The organism is Planomonospora sp. ID82291, assembly GCF_015711645.1.
Taxonomy (GTDB): domain Bacteria; phylum Actinomycetota; class Actinomycetes; order Streptosporangiales; family Streptosporangiaceae; genus Planomonospora.
In genome coordinates this window covers 478,637-496,099 of sequence record NZ_JABTEX010000003.1, presented here as the reverse complement: position 1 = coordinate 496,099, position 17,463 = coordinate 478,637, and the positions used below count along the sequence as shown (strand labels likewise).

17 protein-coding genes are annotated in these 17,463 nt (G+C 73.5%); 9 read left to right on the top strand and 8 right to left on the bottom strand.

Features of this window, described 5'->3' with window-relative positions:
* The first annotated feature begins 8 nt into the window (after window positions 1-8).
* Complete coding sequence (locus tag HS045_RS21485) at window positions 9-1,130, top strand: serine hydrolase (protein ID WP_196453238.1); 1,122 nt, start codon at window positions 9-11, stop codon at window positions 1,128-1,130.
* An 891-nt stretch (window positions 1,131-2,021) separates the two neighbouring features.
* Here the strand turns inward: HS045_RS21485 and HS045_RS21480 are convergent.
* Window positions 2,022-2,162 (bottom strand): Arc family DNA-binding protein, encoded by a 141-nt coding sequence (locus tag HS045_RS21480; RefSeq protein WP_196453237.1) that lies wholly within the window; start codon window positions 2,160-2,162, stop codon window positions 2,022-2,024.
* A gap of 50 nt (window positions 2,163-2,212) precedes the next feature.
* On the opposite strand from HS045_RS21480, the gene HS045_RS21475 reads away from it, so the two are divergent.
* The 6 genes from HS045_RS21475 to HS045_RS21450 all read left to right on the top strand — a co-directional run bounded on the left by HS045_RS21475 (window position 2,213) and on the right by HS045_RS21450 (window position 9,913).
* A complete protein-coding gene (locus HS045_RS21475; protein WP_196453236.1) occupies window positions 2,213-3,409 on the top strand; it encodes an RNA-guided endonuclease TnpB family protein in 1,197 nt (398 codons plus the stop codon).
* 217 nt (window positions 3,410-3,626) lie between these two features.
* Entirely contained in the window at window positions 3,627-6,464 is a 2,838-nt protein-coding gene (locus HS045_RS35910) for a BTAD domain-containing putative transcriptional regulator (protein WP_196453235.1), read from the top strand.
* A 291-nt stretch (window positions 6,465-6,755) separates the two neighbouring features.
* A complete protein-coding gene (locus tag HS045_RS21465) occupies window positions 6,756-6,962 on the top strand; it encodes a hypothetical protein (RefSeq protein WP_196453234.1) in 207 nt (68 codons plus the stop codon).
* A 97-nt stretch (window positions 6,963-7,059) separates the two neighbouring features.
* The gene (locus HS045_RS21460; RefSeq protein WP_196453233.1) at window positions 7,060-7,608 is read left to right on the top strand and encodes a TlpA disulfide reductase family protein; all 549 of its coding nucleotides are present in this window, start codon (window positions 7,060-7,062) and stop codon (window positions 7,606-7,608) included.
* Window positions 7,609-7,631: 23 nt separating this feature from the next.
* Window positions 7,632-9,458 (top strand): ABC transporter ATP-binding protein, encoded by a 1,827-nt coding sequence (locus HS045_RS21455; protein ID WP_196453232.1) that lies wholly within the window; start codon window positions 7,632-7,634, stop codon window positions 9,456-9,458.
* Window positions 9,455-9,913 carry a S26 family signal peptidase gene (locus HS045_RS21450; protein ID WP_196453231.1) on the top strand — a complete coding sequence of 153 codons (459 nt, stop codon included), beginning with the start codon at window positions 9,455-9,457 and terminating at the stop codon, window positions 9,911-9,913. The genes HS045_RS21455 and HS045_RS21450 overlap by 4 nt, the downstream gene beginning before the upstream one ends.
* A gap of 83 nt (window positions 9,914-9,996) precedes the next feature.
* Here HS045_RS21450 and HS045_RS21445 read toward each other — a convergent pair whose 3' ends face one another.
* A complete protein-coding gene (locus tag HS045_RS21445) occupies window positions 9,997-10,533 on the bottom strand; it encodes a MauE/DoxX family redox-associated membrane protein (protein ID WP_196453230.1) in 537 nt (178 codons plus the stop codon).
* Window positions 10,534-10,709: 176 nt separating this feature from the next.
* Here HS045_RS21445 and HS045_RS21440 point away from each other — a divergent pair, with 176 nt between their 5' ends.
* Window positions 10,710-11,264 (top strand): FxsA family protein, encoded by a 555-nt coding sequence (locus HS045_RS21440; RefSeq protein WP_196453229.1) that lies wholly within the window; start codon window positions 10,710-10,712, stop codon window positions 11,262-11,264.
* 137 nt (window positions 11,265-11,401) lie between these two features.
* Here HS045_RS21440 and HS045_RS21435 read toward each other — a convergent pair whose 3' ends face one another.
* Window positions 11,402-11,839, bottom strand: a complete 438-nt coding sequence (locus tag HS045_RS21435) for an SRPBCC family protein (protein WP_196453767.1) — start codon at window positions 11,837-11,839, stop codon at window positions 11,402-11,404.
* A 225-nt stretch (window positions 11,840-12,064) separates the two neighbouring features.
* Window positions 12,065-12,652, bottom strand: coding sequence for a snapalysin family zinc-dependent metalloprotease (locus tag HS045_RS21430; RefSeq protein WP_196453766.1), 588 nt, complete (start codon window positions 12,650-12,652; stop codon window positions 12,065-12,067).
* Window positions 12,653-12,954: 302 nt separating this feature from the next.
* Here HS045_RS21430 and HS045_RS21425 point away from each other — a divergent pair, with 302 nt between their 5' ends.
* Window positions 12,955-13,155: a hypothetical protein gene (locus HS045_RS21425; protein WP_196453228.1), complete on the top strand. Its 201-nt coding sequence runs from the start codon at window positions 12,955-12,957 to the stop codon at window positions 13,153-13,155.
* Between the two features lie 52 nt (window positions 13,156-13,207).
* Here HS045_RS21425 and HS045_RS21420 read toward each other — a convergent pair whose 3' ends face one another.
* The 4 genes from HS045_RS21420 to HS045_RS21405 form a co-directional block, all read right to left on the bottom strand.
* Window positions 13,208-14,290: a YihY/virulence factor BrkB family protein gene (locus HS045_RS21420; RefSeq protein WP_196453227.1), complete on the bottom strand. Its 1,083-nt coding sequence runs from the start codon at window positions 14,288-14,290 to the stop codon at window positions 13,208-13,210.
* Window positions 14,291-14,461: 171 nt separating this feature from the next.
* Window positions 14,462-14,806 (bottom strand): RNA polymerase-binding protein RbpA, encoded by a 345-nt coding sequence (locus HS045_RS21415; RefSeq protein ID WP_196453226.1) that lies wholly within the window; start codon window positions 14,804-14,806, stop codon window positions 14,462-14,464.
* A gap of 158 nt (window positions 14,807-14,964) precedes the next feature.
* Entirely contained in the window at window positions 14,965-16,320 is a 1,356-nt protein-coding gene (locus tag HS045_RS21410) for an MFS transporter (RefSeq protein WP_196453225.1), read from the bottom strand.
* A gap of 117 nt (window positions 16,321-16,437) precedes the next feature.
* Window positions 16,438-17,235 (bottom strand): glycerophosphodiester phosphodiesterase, encoded by a 798-nt coding sequence (locus tag HS045_RS21405; RefSeq protein WP_196453224.1) that lies wholly within the window; start codon window positions 17,233-17,235, stop codon window positions 16,438-16,440.
* Window positions 17,236-17,463: the final 228 nt, after the last annotated feature.

The following is a 17,463-nucleotide window of genomic DNA, read 5'->3' as shown; positions in this document are numbered from 1 at the left end:
ACGCCACCATGCCCACCACCCACCCCGCCCAGACCCGCCCGCAGCTGCGCAAGACCATCGACGAGATGATCGACTCCGGTTTCCTCGGCGTGACGCTGCGCGTGCACGACGAACACGGCGAATGGACCGTCGGCGCCGGAACGGCCGAGCCGGGCCACAGCACCGCACCGCCGATCGACGGGCACGTGCGGATCGGCAGCAACACCAAGACCTTCATCGCCACCGTGGTGCTGCAACTGGTCGCCGAAGGCAGCCTCGGACTGGACGACCCGGTCACCGGCCACCTGCCCGGGTTCGACCTTCACGAGCGGATCACCGTGCGGATGCTGCTGCAGCACACCAGCGGCATCTTCAACTTCACCGGCGACTACGACCCCGACGGCACATTCGTGCCGGGAAGCCCCGCCACCACCTCGGGCAAGGCATGGGCGGAGAGCCGGTTCACGACCCACCGGCCCGACGACCTGGTCCGGCTCGCGCTGTCCAAGCCGGCGCGCTTCGCGCCGGGGACCGGCTGGAGCTACTCCAACACCAACTACGTGCTGGCCCGGCTGCTGATCGAGAAGGTCACCGGCCGTCCGGTCGCCGAGGAGATGCACCGGCGGATCCTGGGCCCGCTGGGCCTGGCGGGCACCGTCCAGCCGACCACCCAGACCGACCTGCCCGCACCGCACGCCCGTGCCTACTACCGCTACGAGGAGGACGGCGAGCACACGACGGTCGACGTCACCTGCCACAACCCCTCCTGGATCTCCAGCGGCGGCGACATGATCTCCACCACCCGCGACCTGCACACGTTCGTCTCCGCGCTGACGGGCGGCGGGCTCCTGCCCGCCGCGCTGCTGGCCGAGATGTGCACCCCGCACCCGACGGGCATCCCGAACATGGACTACGGCCTGGGCGTGTTCGTGCTGACCACCGACGGCGGCCGCACCGTCATCAGCCACAACGGCGGCATCGCGGGCCACGCGGCGCTGATGTACAGCACGCCCGACGGCGCCACGACGCTGACCGCCGCGCTGAACTACGTCGACGACGCCGATCTGTCGATGGCAGCGGCCTTCCAGCGGGCGTCCCAGCGCCTGGTCGCCGAGGTGTTCGACGGCGGGCAGGCCGGCCCGGCCCGGTAGAGGGCCGGGTCATGCGGACCGGCACGGGCCCGGATCGGCTCGCCCGCCCCGGCCGGCACCCGCCGCATGGACGACCGGACCCATCCGGACCCCGCACCGCGGCGGGTCGACGCCGAAGGCGGGCCCCGACCCGAAGCAGTCATCACGCACGCGCGCCCGGTGTCCCGAGGCGGCGTACTCCGACACGGTGCCGGAGTACGCCGCCTCGGCCGTGTGCCGGATGGTTGCGACCTTCACCGGTGAGCGGCGGCGGATCTCCAGCGTCATCCACTCGATCCGGTCGGCCGGATGAGCGAGCGGCCGGCCGATCCGGCGGCTGCGCGCTTCGGCCTCGAGACCGCGTGCAGGATGATCAGCAACCGGGGGCATACCCCGACCATGCCGGAAGTCAGCGGACGTTCGCGGTCTCCTCGACGTTCGCCGAGATCGGGTGAATCCAGGCCATCGCGGTAGCATATCGGCGTGTCGAACCTGCCCCACGTGACCAGCGTGGACCTGCTGACGCTTCACACCCTCCGCGGCATCGGGTTCGTCGAGCTCGACCGTCTCGCCGAGGCGACGGGGATGTCCGAGTCCGATGTCGAGTCCGAGCGGATCGACCTCGCGGTGGCCGGTCTCGTCGCGCGTACCCCGGGTGTCTTCGGTGGATGGGGGCTCACCGAGGCGGGGTGCGCCGCCGACGCCGAGCGGGTCTCCGCGGAGCTGGACGCGGCGATGCTCCGGTTCCGGCGGTACCGGACCAGGCCAGCCGAAGCGCTCGCCCACGCCGGGGCGGGTGCGCCGGAGTACGTGACGGACGATCTCGCGTCCTACCGCGGCGTGTGGTTCCCTCTTCACCTCAGTCCGCCCAGGATGCCTCGGCCTTCAGGCCGGGGAGGAATGGGCGTCCCGTCAGGGACGGTCCGGCGGAGCCGGGACGGCCTGCTGCACGATGTACAGCACCTGTGCGTGCAGGGACCGGTGCTCATGCTCGGCCAACTCCTTGAGCCGTGCGTGAAGGTCGTCGGGAAGCCGCAACGTGATCTGTTTCATGTCGGCAGAATACCCGCCACAACCCATCTCTCCGATGGTAAATTGATGGCATGTCCCGGTACCGGCTCTCCCCCACCCCCGCCCAGGAGGCGGCGCTGGCGGAGCACTGCGCGCACGCGAGGTTCGTGTGGAACCTCGCCGTCGAGCAGCACGCGCACTGGACGCCGGGCCGAAAAAGCGCGCCGGGGTTCGCCGAGCAGTGCCGCCAGCTCACCGCGGCGCGAGCGGCCTTCGGCTGGCTGGCCGCCGGGTCGATCGTCGTGCAGCAGCAGGCGCTGAAGGATTTCGCCCAGGCCATGGCGAACTTCTTCGGCGGCACCCACCGGCGCCCGACGTGGCGCAGACGCGGCCGGAGTGAGGGGTTCCGGATCGTCGCCGTCAAAGCCGACCAGGTGCGGCGCCTGTCGCGCAACACCGGCGAGGTGAAGATCCCGAAGGTCGGCTGGGTGCGGTTCCGCTGGTCCCGCGCCGTGCCCGGCGGGGCGAAGTCGTACCGGATCACCCGCGACAGCGCTGGACGCTGGCACGTCGCGTTCGCCGCCGTCCCGAAGCCGGTGCCCGCGCCCGCAACGGGTGAGGCCGTCGGCGTGGACCGGGGTGTGGCCGCCTCGGCGGCGCTGTCGACCGGGGAACTGCTGACCGCTCCCGGCCTGCGCAAGCCCGAGGCCGGGCGGCTGCTGCGGCTTGAGCGGAAACTCGCCCGCGCCCGCCGCGGCTCCCACCGGCGGGCGAAGGTGAAGGCCGCCCTCGCCCGGCTGAAAGCCCGTGAGAGTGACCGGCGCAGGGACTGGGTGGAGAAGACCTCCACCGATCTGGCGCGCCGGTTCGACGTCATCGCCGTCGAAGACCTGAAGATCCGGAACATGACCCGGTCGGCGAAGGGCACCGTCGAGCAGCCGGGAACGAACGTCCGCCAGAAAGCAGGGCTGAACCGGGCCATCCTCGCCGCCGGGTGGGGGCGGCTCGTGACCCGTCTGGAGGACAAGGCCCCCGGCCGCGTCGTCAAGATCAACCCCGCGTACACGTCGCAGACCTGCAACACCTGCGGGCACCGCGCCCCGGACAGCCGCGAGAGCCAAGCGGTGTTCCGGTGCGTCGCCTGCGGGCATCGGGCCGACGCCGACGTGAACGCGGCCTGCAACCTCCGGGACACCGCCGTGGGGCGCACGGTGGCTGCGCGGGGAGGCTCGCCGTTGGGCGGGCCGGTGAACCGTGAACCTCAACGCGACCTCCTCCTTGTGGGGTAGTTGCTGTTGGAATCCCCCGTCTTCAGACGGGGGAGGACGTCAAGAGGACCTGCTCGTCACCCCGGGCATCCCCCGCCACTGAGCGGTCCGCCTCACCGCCGAATCCCCCCGCGGGTCGTGTGCGCGCGTCCGTGCCCCCGTGACGTCGCGCCGCACGGGCGGCGCCGTCGCGAGCATGCGGGGCGACTCCGTACGTGGTGCGCAAAGGAGCGTCATCGTGCAGTTCGAGATCCTGGGTCCGCTACGCGTCCGGTCCGGTGACACCGTCCCGGTGCTGGGACCGCCCAAGCAGCGGCTCTTCCTCGCGGTGCTGCTCGGCCACCCGCACGGCTTCCTCTCCGTCGACCGGCTCGTCGACGCGCTGTGGGGCCCCGCGCCCCCGCCGTCGGCGGAGGCCAACCTCCGGCTCTACGCGCGCGGCCTGCGCCTGGTCCTGGGAACCGGCCGGATCCTGCGCGAGGGCCACGCCGGCTACCGGATCGACGCCTGCTGCGACGAGGTCGACGCCTGCCGGTTCGTCGGGCTCGTCCAGGACGGGCAGGCGGCCCTGGCCGCGGACGACGCCGCGGGAGCCCGGCGATCGCTCGGCGAGGCGCTGGAGCTGTGGCAGGGGCCCCCGTTCTCCGACCTCTCCGGCGAGTTCGCCCTGCGCGAGGAGCGCTCCCGCTTGGAGGAGTGGCACATGGTGGCGATCGAGCAACGGATAAGGGCGGATCTGTGCCTGGGGCAGGACGCCGCCCTGGTGGCCGAGCTGACGGCGCTGGTGAACCGCCACGCCTTCCGCGAGCGCCTCTGGTCGCACCTGATGCTCGCGCTCTACCGGTCCGGCCGTCAGGCGGAGGCCCTGGAGACCTACCGGCGGGCGCGGGCGATCCTCGCGGACGAGCTCGGGCTGGAGCCCAGCCCGGAGCTGCGCTCGATGGAGAGGGCCATCCTCACCGCCGACCCTCGGCTGTGGAACACCACCGGCCCTCGGCTGTGGGACACCGGCGAGGACCGCCCGCCCGGGACGGACGACCGCGCCACGCGGGCACGCCCGCCCGCGTCCGGTCACCGGGCGGTGCCCGCCCAGCTGCCGGCGAGTCCCCTGGGGTTCGTGGGGCGTGACGGCGAGCTCGCGCGCCTGGACGGGATCGCGGCGGACGCCGGCGAGGAGGCCCGGGTGGCCGCCGTCGTGGGACCGCCGGGCGTGGGCAAGACGGCCCTGGCGGTCCGGTGGGCCCATCGGGCGCGTCACCTGTTCGGCGACGGGCAGTTCTTCGTGGACCTGGGCGGGTTCGGGGTCGGCGGGCCGCTGGACCCGGGACTGGTGCTGGAGCGTTTCCTGCGCGCCCTGGACGTCCCGCCGTGGGGGATCCCCGCCGACACCGAGGAGCGGGCCGCCGTGTTCCGGTCGCGGATGTCCGGACGGCGGATGCTGATCGTGCTCGACAACGCCGCCTCGGCCGCGCAGGTGCGCGCGCTGCTCCCGGGAGGCGCGCCGAGCCTCACACTGATCACCAGCAGGCTCCGCCTGGACGGGCTCGCCACCACGCACGGTGTTCCGCGGGTCCCGCTCGGACCGCTTCCGGTGGCCGACGCCGTCGCCCTGATCCGGGACCGGCTCGCCCCCGCCGGTCACGCCACGGGCGTGGAGGAGCTCGCCGAGCTGTGCGACCGGATCCCCCTCGCCCTGCGGATCGCGGCCTCCCGGCTGGAGATGCCTGCGTACGAGGAGGCCCTGCCCGCGCTGGTGGCGGAGATGGCCGACGAGCGCGTGCGCCTGGACAGGCTCGCCGTCGACGAGAACGAGATATCGGTCCGGGCGGTGCTGCACGCCTCGCTCCGCCCGCTGGACGAACCGGTCCGGGCGATGTTCCGGCTGCTGGGGCTGCACCCCGGCCCCGAACCGTCGCTGGCCGTCGCCGCGGTCATGTCGGGCAGGCCGGCCGGGGAGACCCGGGACCTGCTCGACCGGCTCGTGTCCGTCCACCTGCTCGCGCCCGTGCCCGGCGACCACTACACGATGCACGACCTGGTGAGGATCTACGCACGTGAGCGGTTCCTGGCGGAGGAGGGCGCGGACGAGCGGGAGCGGTGCACGACCGCGCTGCTGACCTGGTACCGCGATGTCGCCAACGCGGCCGACCGGGTCCTGCGGCCCAAGGAACGGCCCAACTTCGTCTCCCCCGCCCCGCCGGCGGGGTTCACCGACGACGCGTCGGCCCTGGCCTGGTTCGACGCCGAGGCCGCGAACCTCGACGCCGCGGTACGGCGGGCGGCGGAGTCGCATCCGGCCCTGGCCTGGCAGATCGCCGCGGCCATGTTCGGGTGGCTGCACCGGCGCCACCACACCGGCCAGTGGGCCGACCTCTACACCGTCGCGGCCGAGGCCGCCGCGACGGCCGGGGACCCCGTGGGCGAGGCGATGGTCACCGGCCGGCTCGCCATCGCGCACAGCCTGCTGGGCGACACCGAGCGCGCCGTCTCGGCCTGTCACCGCGCGCACCGGCTCCGGCTCGGGCTGGGCGACACCCTCGGGGCGGCCACGGCCCTGCTGAACCTCGCCGCCGCGTACATCAACGCCCGTCGGCCGCAGGAGGCGATCCGGTGGCTGGAGGAGGCCGGGGCCCTGGGGGCGCGACTGCCGGACGCCCACCACTTCACCGCCCTGCTGCACAGCAACCTGGGGGAGGCCGACCACCTCGCCGGACGCCTCACCCGCGCCATGAGCCACTACCGGACCTCCCTGAGGATCAGCGAGACGGGCTGCGGCGATCGGGACATCGCCCAGATCCTGGTCAGCATGAGCGCGCTCCACCGCGACATGGACGCCGTCGGGGAGGCCGTGTCGTGCGGGGAGCGCGCCCTCGCGCTCGCCGTACGGGCGGGTGACACCTCGCTGCGCGCGGACGCGCACGAGGCGCTCGGCCTCGCTCACGCCGCGCTGGGGCACGACGGGGAGGCGCTGGTCCATCTCGAGAGCGCCCTGGCCCTCTTCGAGGACCTCCGGCACCGCAAGACCGGGGTGGTACGCGACCACCTCGACCGGCTCGGTGCCGCCCGGGGCCGCTGACCCCCTTTCCGGGACGGCCCCGGCCCCGCTCCGGGTGCCGGGCGCCGGGTGCCAGGCGCCGGGCGTCCGTGTCGGGCGTCGCAGGCTCGGGGACGACGGTCCGGTGCCGAAGGGACGCACCGTGATCCCCCCATGCGGTCGGCCGTCTATACGGGACGTATACGGCGCGCATCCGTGGCGGTGACACGATCTCGAGGCGGGACCTCCTACCGCATCGACAGTCTGCCCAGGTTCGCCAGGCGACCTCGGATGAGCGCATCGATCCGCCCCCACGGAAAGGATGTTCAGATCATGTCCGCGAACATCGGAAAACTGGCCGACCGCCTTCTCGGCGTGTTCGCCCCCCAGGTCACGGCGAAGGCCGACCCGTGCCCCTGCAGCAGCTACGGCAAGGGCTACCGGTACTGGGGCGCCGCCTGCGACACCGGCGGCTGGTACTACAGGTACACCTGCAACGGCTGCCAGTGGGTCCGTACCTGCGACAAGCGCTACCACTGACGGGGCCGGGACGGGGACCACCCGGTGGTCGCCGTCCCGCACCGTCCCGTGACCGGTCGGAGCGGCCGTTCCACCGTTGGAGAAGGATGAGAATGCGATGACGACGTACCTGCTCGCGGCCGTGGTCCTCGTGGGGCTGGTCGGGGCTCTGAACCTGGTCCTGACGTTCGGCGTGATCCGGCGTCTGCGGGAGCACGACAGGGCGCTGGCGTCGCATCCGGCGGCGACCCGGCCCGCGGGCCGGGCGCTCTCCCCCGGCATGACGGTCGCGGACTTCACCGCGGTGACCGTGGACGGCGCCCCGCTCACCCGCGCCCAGCTCACCGGCCGGACCGCGGTGGGTTTCTTCTCCACGACCTGCGCGCCGTGCCTGGAACGCTTCCCCGAGTTCGTGGACTACGCCCGCGCCTTCGCCGGAGGCCGTGACCGGGTGCTCATCGTCGTGGTCGCCGAACGGGCCGAGGACGCCGAGGACTTCGTCGACCGGGCGGACGCCGTGGCGCGGGTCGTGCTGGAGCGCTACGACGGGCCGGTCGCCTCGGCCTTCGCCGTCGACTCGTTCCCCGCCCTGCTGGTGGTCGACGACGGCACGGTCGTCACCACCGGATCCACCCTCGACACGCTGCCCGCCGCGACCCTGAGATGACGGCCGCCCAGCCTCGCCCGCGCATGCTCCTGGCGGGATTCGCACCGGCGTGGGCGCTGGCGTTCCGGGCGGCACCGGGCCACGTCGCGCTCGACCTGGTGCTGACGGTGGCCGCCGGGGCCCTGCCGGTGACCGCGGCCTGGTTCACCAAGCTGGTCCTGGACCGGGTGACGGCACCGGGCGCGGGCACGGACCTGCCCCTGCCCCATCTCGCCGCCGGGCTCGCCCTCGTCGGCGCCGTGGCGGCGGCGTTGCCGCAGATCACCCAGTACGTTCGCGAGGAGTCGCGACGGCGGACGGCGTTGCTGGCACAGGACCGGCTCTACACGGCGGTCAACACGTTCCCCGGACTGAGCAGGTTCGAGGACGCCCGGTTCCTGGACCGGCTCCGGCTCGCCGAGCAGGCCGGTGACGGCACGCCCGCCATGGTGGTGACGAGCACGTTCGGGCTCGTCCAGTCCCTGGCCACCGGTCTCGGCTTCTTCGGCTCGCTTTTCCTGCTCAGTCCTCCCATGGCCCTCCTGGTCGTCGTGGCGGCCGTGCCCGCGCTGCTGGCGGAGCTCGCGCTGTCCCGGCGGCGGGCGGCGATGATGTGGCTGATCGGGCCCGTCGAACGCCGCCGGTTGTTCTACTCCGCGCTGCTGTCCGACCCCCGTGCCGCCAAGGAGGTGCGCCTGTTCGGCCTCGGGGACTTCCTGCGCGGCCGGATGCTCGCGCAACTGCGCGCCGCGCACGCCACCGAGCGGGAGACCGACCGTCGCGAGGCCGCGGTGCAGAGCGGGCTGGGACTGCTGGGCGCCGGTGTGGCCGGCGCCGGTCTGGTCTGGGCGGTGCTGGCGGCGGGCCGGGGGGCGCTGACCGCGGGGGACATCGCGATGTTCGTGGCCGCGGTGGCCGGCATGCAGGCGGCGTTGACCGGCCTGATCCACCATCTGGCCGGCATCCACCAGCACCTGCTGCTCTTCGGGCACTACCTGCGGGTGGCGCGCGCGGCCCCCGACCTGCCGGTCGCCGATCCCCCCGCCCGGTTGCCCGCGCTGCGCCGGGGCATCGAGCTGCGGGACGTGTGGTTCCGCTACTCCGACGAGCACGAGTGGGTGCTGCGCGGTGTGAACCTCACCATTCCCCACGGGGAGTCGGTGGGGCTGGTGGGCACGAACGGCGCGGGCAAGAGCACGCTCATCAAGCTCCTGTGCCGACTCTACGACCCGACGCGGGGGGCCGTGCTGTGGGACGGCGTGGACCTGCGCCACGTGGACCCGGCGGCCCTGCGGCGGCGTGTCGGCGTGGTCTTCCAGGACTACATGTCCTACGACCTCACCGCGCGGGAGAACATCGGCATGGGGGATCTGGACGCCCTGCACGATCCGTCCCGGATCGAGGACGCGGCGCGGCGCGCCGGGATCGACGACGTGCTCTCGGCCCTTCCCCGCGGATACGACACCCTGCTCAGCAGGATGTTCCTGCCGGAACCGGACGACGACGGCGCACAGACCGGCGTCGTCCTCTCGGGCGGCCAGTGGCAGCGGCTCGCGCTCGCGAGGGCGTTCCTGCGTCACGAACGGGATCTGCTGATCCTGGACGAGCCGAGCTCGGGCCTGGACGCCGAGGCCGAGGCACGGGTCCACGCGAGCATCGCCGCGCACCGCGCCGGCCGCACCAGCCTGCTGGTGTCCCACCGCCTCGGCGCGCTTCGCGACGCCGACCGGCTCGTCGTGCTGGACGGCGGTGAGATCACCGAGACGGGCACCCATGCCGGCCTCCTGGAGCGGCGCGGTGTCTACGCGCGGCTGTTCGCGCTCCAGGCCCGGGGATACGCCGACGAGCTGCCCGCGACGGCGCCGGGATGACCGCCGTCCTGCCGGTGGTCTGCGCGGCACTGGGCGTGCCGCTGGCCGGGACGTTGCTGTGGGTGCGTCGCCGCCTGGTGGTGGTCACCGTCGAGGGGCCCAGCATGGAGCCGGCCCTGCGGGACGGGGACCGGGTGCTGGTGCGCCGGGTGCCGCTGCCGCGGGTGCGCGCCGGGCAGGTGATGGTGGCGCGCAGGCCGCCCCCCGTGGGCTCCGGGGACGCTCCCGGCGGCTGGCTGATCAAACGGGTCGTCGCGGTTCCGGGGGAACCGGTGCCCCCGGAGGTGCGCCCGGCCGTCGGTGAGGCCGGTGACCACGACGTCCGCGTGCCCGCCGGGTGCCTGGTCGTGCTGGGTGACAACCGGGCGCGCAGCGCCGACTCCCGCCACTGGGGGTACGTCACCGGCGAGCACCTGCTCGGCGTGGTGCACCGCGCGATGTCCGCCCGCCCGTGACCCCGACGTGCCGCCGCGCCGGTGGCCCGGACGCCCTCGCCTCGGAGGCTGCGCGGGAAGCGCCGGGACCGCGGCCCGTCGCCTCAGCGTCCGGCGACCGTGGGGCGGAACAGCTCCGCGATGTCGTCCAGGCGTGTGACGAGCACCACGCAGACCAGTGCCGCCAGCGCGGTGATGATCATCCCTGGCGTCCCGACGGCCTGCGGCGCGCCGCCGAGCGTCGCCACCAGGGCCGTCACCGCCGCCGCGATCAGCACCAGGTTGCGGATCACGTGACGCCCGCCGATGGGCGCCGACGACGAGCCGAAGCAGCGGCAGGGGGCCGCTCTGCCCTGTCTCAGTGCGCGGGCGAGCGCGTACCCGAAACCGCCGAGTGTGAAAGCCGCCAGCGCGAAGCCCGCGGGCAGCGTGGCCGGCACGGCGAGCAGCACCACGATCGCCGCCTCCGCCGCCATCGCGAGCAGCGCGAGCCGTCGCGCCGGAACGGATCTCACGGCCAGCAGGGTCACGGTCGCCGCGACGAACTCCCGGAACGCCTGACGGCCCCGCACCTTGCCGGCCAGTGACGCCAGGAATATCCCCAGCAGCAGCAGGCGGCAGCCCAGAATCACGTAACTCATCACGATTCGCCCATGCTACCGATCACCGGCCGGATTTCCGGGGTACCGGACGAACGCGCCGCGCCGCGGGCGGTGCTCCGCCGCCCTGGGGCAGAGCCGCCCAGGGCGGTGATGGAACGCGGAGGGCCCCGCAGGCGTTGTCTCCTTCGTACGGCGTCCGCACGAGTGAGGAAACGATGCGCCTTCTACTCTTCCTGGCCTTCCTGGTGGTCCCGGTCCTGGAGATCTGGGCGCTGATCCAGGTGGGGCAGGTCATCGGCGGCCCGCTGACGATCGCCCTGCTGCTGGCCGACAGCCTCCTCGGCGCCTGGGTCGTCCGCCGCGAGGGCCGCCGGGCCTGGCAGAGCCTGCAGAGCGCGCTGCAGGGCGGGCGGATGCCGGACCGGGAGCTCACCGACGGCGCCATGATCGTCGCGGGCGGGGCGCTGCTGCTCACCCCGGGCTTCCTCACCGACGTCGCCGGGTTCCTGCTCGTGCTGCCGTTCACCCGGCCGCTGATGCGCCGGCTCGGCACCTGGTTCTTCGCCCGCAGGATCCGCACGCTGGCCGCGCGGACCGGCGGTCCCGGCCTCGCCTTCGGCGCGCCGTTCGGCCCGATGGGCGCGCCCTTCGACGGGGCGGCGCGCGGCCGGGCCGACGGGCGCGGCCCCGTCATCCACGGCGAGGTCGTCCGCGACGAGCCGGACGGACCGGTCTCCCGCGACTCCGGTCGCGACCTCACCGGCCGCTGATCGGCGGTCGTGCCCCCGGAGAAGAGCCGGGCGCACGCCGGACGGCCTCGCAGGACGTCCGCCGGGTGGTCGTGCGGTCCGGGCCCGCGGTGGCCGTGCGGTGGCCGTCCGGTGGCCGGGGCGGTGCGCGGCGGCCGTCACGGTGAGCTGAGCTCGGCCAGACGGCGCAGGGAGAGCCGGAAAAGCGCCTCGTTCAGCGGACGCAGCAGCGGCCAGCCGAGCCGCCCGGCGGCGCCGAACGGCAGGTCGAGCTCCTCCTCCCAGACGATCGTGCTGCCGCCGCCCTCGCGGCGCAGCACCCGGAAGGCGCCGGTGCCGCGCACCAGCCGCCCGGTGTGCCGGACCTCGACCGCCGAGGGCGGATCCCACAGGGTGATCTCCATGGTGTCCAGGAAGCCGAGCGGACCCACGCCGGTGAAGGCCGCCAGCCTGCTCCCGGCACTGCGCCCGTCGCCGGCCGTGACCCGCGCGCGGGTCAGGACCATCCACTCGTCGTGCCGCGGCCAGTCGGTCAGGACGGCGAACACCCGCTCGGGGCCGGCCGCCGCGTCGCAGGAGACGCTGATACGGGTCATGGTCACGACCACGTCCTGCCCGGGAACCGGCCCGTTCTCACCGGACGGCTTCCGTGCCTCCCCGGCCCGCGGGGCGCCGGTGGTCCCGGCGGCGCCGTCCGTGTCCCGGTGGTCCCGGTGGTCCCGTCCGTGTTCCGGCGGTTCCGGCGGTTCCGGCGGTCCGCGCCCCGCCGGGGCCGCCGCCGTACGCCGGGAGGGCGCGGACGGGACCGGGGAGGGCCGCGGTTACGGCGCCGCGCCGACGGGGACGTCGACGTAGATCTCGCCGAACTCCACCGCCGGGGGAGTGAGGCCCGCGAAGTTCCGGTCGACCGCGGCCCGCTCGGCGGTGCTCGGGTAGGGGTTGGTGCAGCCGGTGCCCGCGCTCGACCCCGACATCAGGTCGGTGCACCGGCCGGTTCGGCGGTCGGGCAGGCCGAGGATGTGGCCGATCTCGTGGGTGGCGATGCGCAGCGGGTCGTAGCCCTGGCCCGTGGCCTGCCGGCCCATCCAGACCGTGCCCCGGCCCAGGCCGACGGGCTGGGCGCGGGGCCAGCCGTTGTCCGCCAGGACGACGAAGTCCGCGGGGCTCCCCGCGACGAGGCGGACGTTGCTCACGCTGCCGTTCCAGATCTGGGCCGCCTGGTCCACGGCCGAGCGGAACTCGGCGGCGCGGCTCGCGTCGTAGCGGACGACGCGGACCGCGGCCTGGGCGCCCTGGGCCGCCCGGACGGCGGGGGCGGCGGGGGCGGGGACGGCCTGGGCGGGGGTCGCGGTCGTGACGAAGGCGAGTCCGAGGGCGAACACGAGGGCGGAACGGGGGATCCTTGACATCGATGACATCTCTGTCGGGCCTCCTCGGCCGATGGGGGGGTGGTCAGGCGAGGTGCCGTCACGATATTGGCCGAGAGGCTTGCCGGGAATCTGCTAAAAAATCCCTATCGCCGTGCTATGGGGACCGCGGAGCGGGGCCGCCGCCCGCCCCGAGCCTTGATCGGGGAGCCTGTCCTGATCGGGGGATCTGACACTGATCGACATGAAAGCGTCAAAAGGTAGTTATGCGAACGATGGGGATACTTCTGTAGAATTTTTCTCCCGCGGCCACGGCCGATCCGCCACCTGGTTGGGAGCACTCAATGCCGGACGGGCAGTACGGCGTCTTCGCAGGCGTCTCGGACGGCGGTCAAGGATCCGGCGCGCAGGCGACGCTGCCGCGCCGGGAGGCGGCCCTGCGCTGCTCGCAGGAGAACGCGCACCGGCGCTGCATCCTGCCGCCCGGCCACGCGCTCGACCACGTCTACCCGCCGCGCGGGATCGGTGTCGCCGGCCGTCCGTAGGAACCGGCTGTCCGTAGGAGCCGGTCGTCCGTAGGAGCCGGTCGCGGGAGGGCTAGCCGGCCGATCTCCTGCGCCGCCAGAACCGGAGCGCGGCCCGCACGGCCCTGACGCCGGCCCGCACGGCCGCGATGGCCGCCGAGCCCACCGCCCCCACCAGGGGTTCGCGTTCCTCCTCGGCGGTGGGACCGGGGTCGGGCCCGCAGGGCGTGGAGTCCCCGGCGCGGCAGGCCTCCAGCTGGGCGGCGAAGGCCAGTCCGAGGAAGAGGGCCGTCGAGCTGAGGAAGGACCACAGCAGCAGGGCCATCACGGCGGTGAGCGGGCCGTAGGTGGCGCCGAAGGTGCCGCTGCTCTCGGTGTACAGGGCCAGGAGCAGGGTGAAGGCGGTCCACAGGACGAGGGCGACCAGCGCCCCGAAGGCCAGCCAGGTGTGGCCGGGCTGCCGGCGGCGCGGGGAGGCGCGGAACAGCACGGAGGTCGACAGGAGCGCGAGCAGGAACCCCAGCGGCCAGCGCACCAGCCCGAAGGCCTCCCGGGCGCCCTCGCTCCAGTCGTAGACCTCCGCCAGGGCGCGCCCGATCGCGCCGCCGCCGACCATCACCGTGAAGCCCGCGGTCATGGAGGCGCCCGCGGTCAGCGCCATCACCAGGGCCCTGGCGTACTTGCGGTGGAACGGGCGGTCCCGCTCGACACCGTAGATGCGGTTCGCGCCCCGCTCGACCTGCGCCATCGCGCTGGTCAGCGAGACCAGCGCGGTGAGCAGGCCGAAGGAGAGGGCCAGGGTGCCGCCGGTCCGGCTCGCCTGCCGGTGGCTGTCGTCCAGCACGTCCCTGACCGCCTCGACGCCCGGACCGGGGGCCAGGTGGCCCAGTGTCAGCTCCAGGACCTGGCCCAGGCGCTCCTGGTCGATCACCGAGCTCAGCCCGACCAGGGCGATGGCGCCGGGGATGATGGACAGGCAGATCTGGAAGGCCAGCGCGCGGGCGTTGGTCAGGCCGTCGCCGTACCGGAACCGGGTGTAGGAGTCGCGCGCCAGGTGCCAGCGGCCGTACCTGCGGAGGGTGGCCCAGGCGTGGTCGGCGGAGAGCTCCTCGCCGTCCATGCTGCGGGTCTGCGGCACTCGTGTTGCGGTTCCCATGACGATGAGAAGAATGCCGGAAAAGTCAGTTGATGAACAGCGCAGACCGGCCCTGGACGGCACGGGACCCCGGCACCCGAGGGGTGCCGGGGTCCCGCAGTGGTCCCGCAGTGGTCCCGCAGTGGTCCCGCAGTGGTCCGCGGCCTCGCCGGACGGCGAGCGCCCGTCGGGTCAGGCGCTCTTGCGGCGCTGGGCCCGGAGGATCGCCAGGCGCTCGTTGAGGACCTCTTCCAGGTCCTCGATCGTGCGCCGCTCCAGCAGCATGTCCCAGTGCGTCCTGGGGGGTTTGGACTTCTTGGCCTCCGGCAGCTCGCCGTCCACCCGGATCGCGGTGACACCGCACATCCGGCACTCCCACATCGCGGGGATCTCGGCCTCGGCCGCGAAGGGGACGTCGAACCGATGGCCCTTGGGGCAGGTGTAGGAAACCTCCTGACGCGGGGCCAGATCGGTGTTGCGGTCGTTCTCGTAGCTGGTCGCCCCGAGTCGGGTACCGCGCAGCGCACGCTCGCCCATGTCTCAATGCCTCCTGAAGGGCCCCGTCGTGAGGGGGTGAACTCCCACGGCGTACAACGCTTGATACCGTGTGTGGATTCCCACGCACGGCGTGATCCAATCGCGCTTTTCGCCGCCGTCCTCGGCGGAGTGGCCCCGCGCCGGTCCCCGGAGGCGGTTCAGAGCCGCTCGGGGACCGGGTTGCCGGCCGCGCGGACGGCCTTGGGCAGGTTGATCGCGGCGAGTCCGGCGAAGCCGACCACGAAGAAGACCACCAGCGAGAGGATGGCCGTCCGGTAGCTGTCGGTCAGCTGGAGGGTCACCGCCAGGAGCGTCGAGCCGAGGAACGTCGCCCCCTTGTCGCTGATCTCGTACAGGCTGAAGTACTCGGCCTCCCGGCCGGCCGGGATCACCTGGGAGAACATCGACCGCGACAGGGACTGGGTGCCGCCCATCACGATCGCGATGGCGAAGGCCATCGCGTAGAACTGGATCTCCGCGCCCTTCTCCAGGAAGTAGCCGATCCCGACCACGACGGTCCAGGCCACCAGGCTGCCCAGCACCACCCGCTTGGTGCCCAGGCGGCCGGCCAGCCAGCCCAGCAGCAGTGCGCCGCCGAACGCGACGAACTGCACCATCAGGATCGCGGTGATCTGCGTCTCCTTGCTCAGGCCCAGCTCCTGGTCGGCGTAGGTGGCCGAGAAGGAGATGACGGTCTGCACGCCGTCGTTGTAGACCAGGTACGCCAGCAGGAAGGCCAGTGTCAGCGGGTAGCGGCGCAGGTCGAGAACGGTCCGGCCGAGCTGGCGGAAGCTGCCGGCGACCGCCTGGCGGGGGGTCTCGCTGCGCGGGGCGAGGGCGTGCCGGTTGCGCAGCCGCAGCAGCGGGATGACCGTGAAGCCGCCCCACCACAGGCCCGCCGAGGCGAGGGAGAGCCGGACCGCGTTCACCTCCGTCAGGCCGAAGGCCTCGTACCGGGTGTAGAGCGCCAGGTTGACCACGAGCAGCAGGCCGCCGCCGAGGTAGCCGAAGCCCCAGCCCCGGGTGGAGACCCGGTCCCGCTCGTCGGCCGTGGCGATCTCCGGCAGGAACGAGTTGTACACGACGAAGGCGGCGGCGAAGGCCACGTTGCCGACCAGGAAGAGCAGGCCGCCCAGGAGGTAGCGGCCGTCGGAGACGAACCACATGAGCAGCGTCGCGATCGCGCCGAGGGAGGCGAAGAAGCCGAGGAGCTCCCGCTTGCGGCCGGTGTGGTCGGCGAGCGCTCCGGCGACGGGCATCAGGACGATCTGGAGGAGCGCCGCCGCGCCGAGGACGAACGAGTAGTAGGCGCTGGGCCGGACGTCGAAACCGAGCACGTCGACGTACTCGGCACCGGCGGCGGCGGTCCTGGCGATCTCGGTGAGATAGGGGCCGAGGAAGACCGTCATCACGGTCGTGTTGAAGGCCGAGGTGGCCCAGTCGTACCAGTACCAGCCGCGCTGCTCGCGGCGGCGGGACTGCGGGGTCTCTTCGACGGCCGTTTCGGCGGTCATGGCGTCCTCGGTTCGCTGGGGGAGGGGGATCGGGGAGTCGCGCCGGGATGGTCGGGGCCGGGAAACCGGGGAGGGCCGCGGGGAGCGGCCCGAAGGGCGGCGGCGGGCCGCGCCGGGTCAGGCGGCGAGCCTGCCGGGATGCCACTGGCCGCGGGCTTCGAGCACCCCGCGCAGCCCGGAGATGTTGTCGGTCATCACGCCGTCCACGCCGAGGTCGAGCAGGCGCTCCATCTCCTGGGGGTCGTTCACCGTCCACACGTGCAGCTGCATGCCGAGGGCGTGCGCCGTACGGACCAGGGACGGGGTGGTGACCCGCAGGCCGCGGAAGCCCGCCGGGACCTGCGCGCACGGCACCCCGGCGCGGGCCAGGCGGGACAGCAGCCGGCCGTAGGCGGCGGTGCTGGCGGCGGCGCGCAGGGTGGCGACGCCGCGCGGGCCGAGGGCGGAGCAGACGTCGCGGCCGATCGCGGCGCGGGCGCGCAGCAGGCGCTCGTCGGAGAAGGAGGTGAGGCAGATCCGGTCGTAGGCGTTGGTCCGCCGGACCACCTCGGCCAGCGGCGCGATGGCCGTCGCCTCCTTGACGTCGATGTTGAAGCGCGCCTCCGGCCAGGAGCCCAGCAGGTCCTCCAGGAGCGGGATCTCGTCCACGCCGCCGATCCGCGCCTCGCGCACCACCCGGTACGGCAGGGCGGCGATCCGGCCGCGCCGGTCGGTCACCCGGTCCAGGGTGTGGTCGTGGAAGGCCAGCAGGACGCCGTCGACGGTGGCGTGGGCGTCGGTCTCCAGGTAGGTGTAGCCGAGTTCCACCGCGCGGGCGAAGGCGGCGTGGGTGTTCTCCCGGTTCTCCGAGGCCCCGCCGCGGTGGGCGAAGGCGAGCGGTCCGGGATGGTCGAGAAACGGATGACGACGCTGCACGTGCAGGAGTATGCCCGGTATGGGCGGAGCCCGTCATCGACCGCAGGTGAACGTTTGGGTCACGGCCCTGGAAACCGTTCCCAGCGGTGCGGTGCGGGCCCGCCCGGACGCCTACGTCCCTGGGCGGAACACCGCCCAGATGGGCGCCCATCCAGCCGGTGGGCGCGGAGTCGGAGGCGAACAGGGCGCTGGTGTCGTCCACCCTCTCCGGAACGGGGAAGGCGCCGT

What these genes read in the sequence shown, in the direction of transcription:
- HS045_RS21485 (WP_196453238.1), top strand. Translation starts at nt 9, where the DNA reads ATGCCCACCACCCACCCCGCCCAGACCCGCCCGCAGCTGCGCAAGACC.
- HS045_RS21480 (WP_196453237.1), bottom strand. Translation starts at nt 2,162, where the DNA reads ATGAAACAGATCACGTTGCGGCTTCCCGACGACCTTCACGCACGGCTC.
- HS045_RS21475 (WP_196453236.1), top strand. Translation starts at nt 2,213, where the DNA reads ATGTCCCGGTACCGGCTCTCCCCCACCCCCGCCCAGGAGGCGGCGCTG.
- HS045_RS21465 (WP_196453234.1), top strand. Translation starts at nt 6,756, where the DNA reads ATGTCCGCGAACATCGGAAAACTGGCCGACCGCCTTCTCGGCGTGTTC.
- HS045_RS21460 (WP_196453233.1), top strand. Translation starts at nt 7,060, where the DNA reads ATGACGACGTACCTGCTCGCGGCCGTGGTCCTCGTGGGGCTGGTCGGG.
- HS045_RS21455 (WP_196453232.1), top strand. Translation starts at nt 7,632, where the DNA reads ATGCTCCTGGCGGGATTCGCACCGGCGTGGGCGCTGGCGTTCCGGGCG.
- HS045_RS21450 (WP_196453231.1), top strand. Translation starts at nt 9,455, where the DNA reads ATGACCGCCGTCCTGCCGGTGGTCTGCGCGGCACTGGGCGTGCCGCTG.
- HS045_RS21445 (WP_196453230.1), bottom strand. Translation starts at nt 10,533, where the DNA reads ATGAGTTACGTGATTCTGGGCTGCCGCCTGCTGCTGCTGGGGATATTC.
- HS045_RS21440 (WP_196453229.1), top strand. Translation starts at nt 10,710, where the DNA reads ATGCGCCTTCTACTCTTCCTGGCCTTCCTGGTGGTCCCGGTCCTGGAG.
- HS045_RS21435 (WP_196453767.1), bottom strand. Translation starts at nt 11,839, where the DNA reads ATGACCCGTATCAGCGTCTCCTGCGACGCGGCGGCCGGCCCCGAGCGG.
- HS045_RS21430 (WP_196453766.1), bottom strand. Translation starts at nt 12,652, where the DNA reads ATGTCAAGGATCCCCCGTTCCGCCCTCGTGTTCGCCCTCGGACTCGCC.
- HS045_RS21425 (WP_196453228.1), top strand. Translation starts at nt 12,955, where the DNA reads ATGCCGGACGGGCAGTACGGCGTCTTCGCAGGCGTCTCGGACGGCGGT.
- HS045_RS21420 (WP_196453227.1), bottom strand. Translation starts at nt 14,290, where the DNA reads ATGGGAACCGCAACACGAGTGCCGCAGACCCGCAGCATGGACGGCGAG.
- HS045_RS21415 (WP_196453226.1), bottom strand. Translation starts at nt 14,806, where the DNA reads ATGGGCGAGCGTGCGCTGCGCGGTACCCGACTCGGGGCGACCAGCTAC.
- HS045_RS21410 (WP_196453225.1), bottom strand. Translation starts at nt 16,320, where the DNA reads ATGACCGCCGAAACGGCCGTCGAAGAGACCCCGCAGTCCCGCCGCCGC.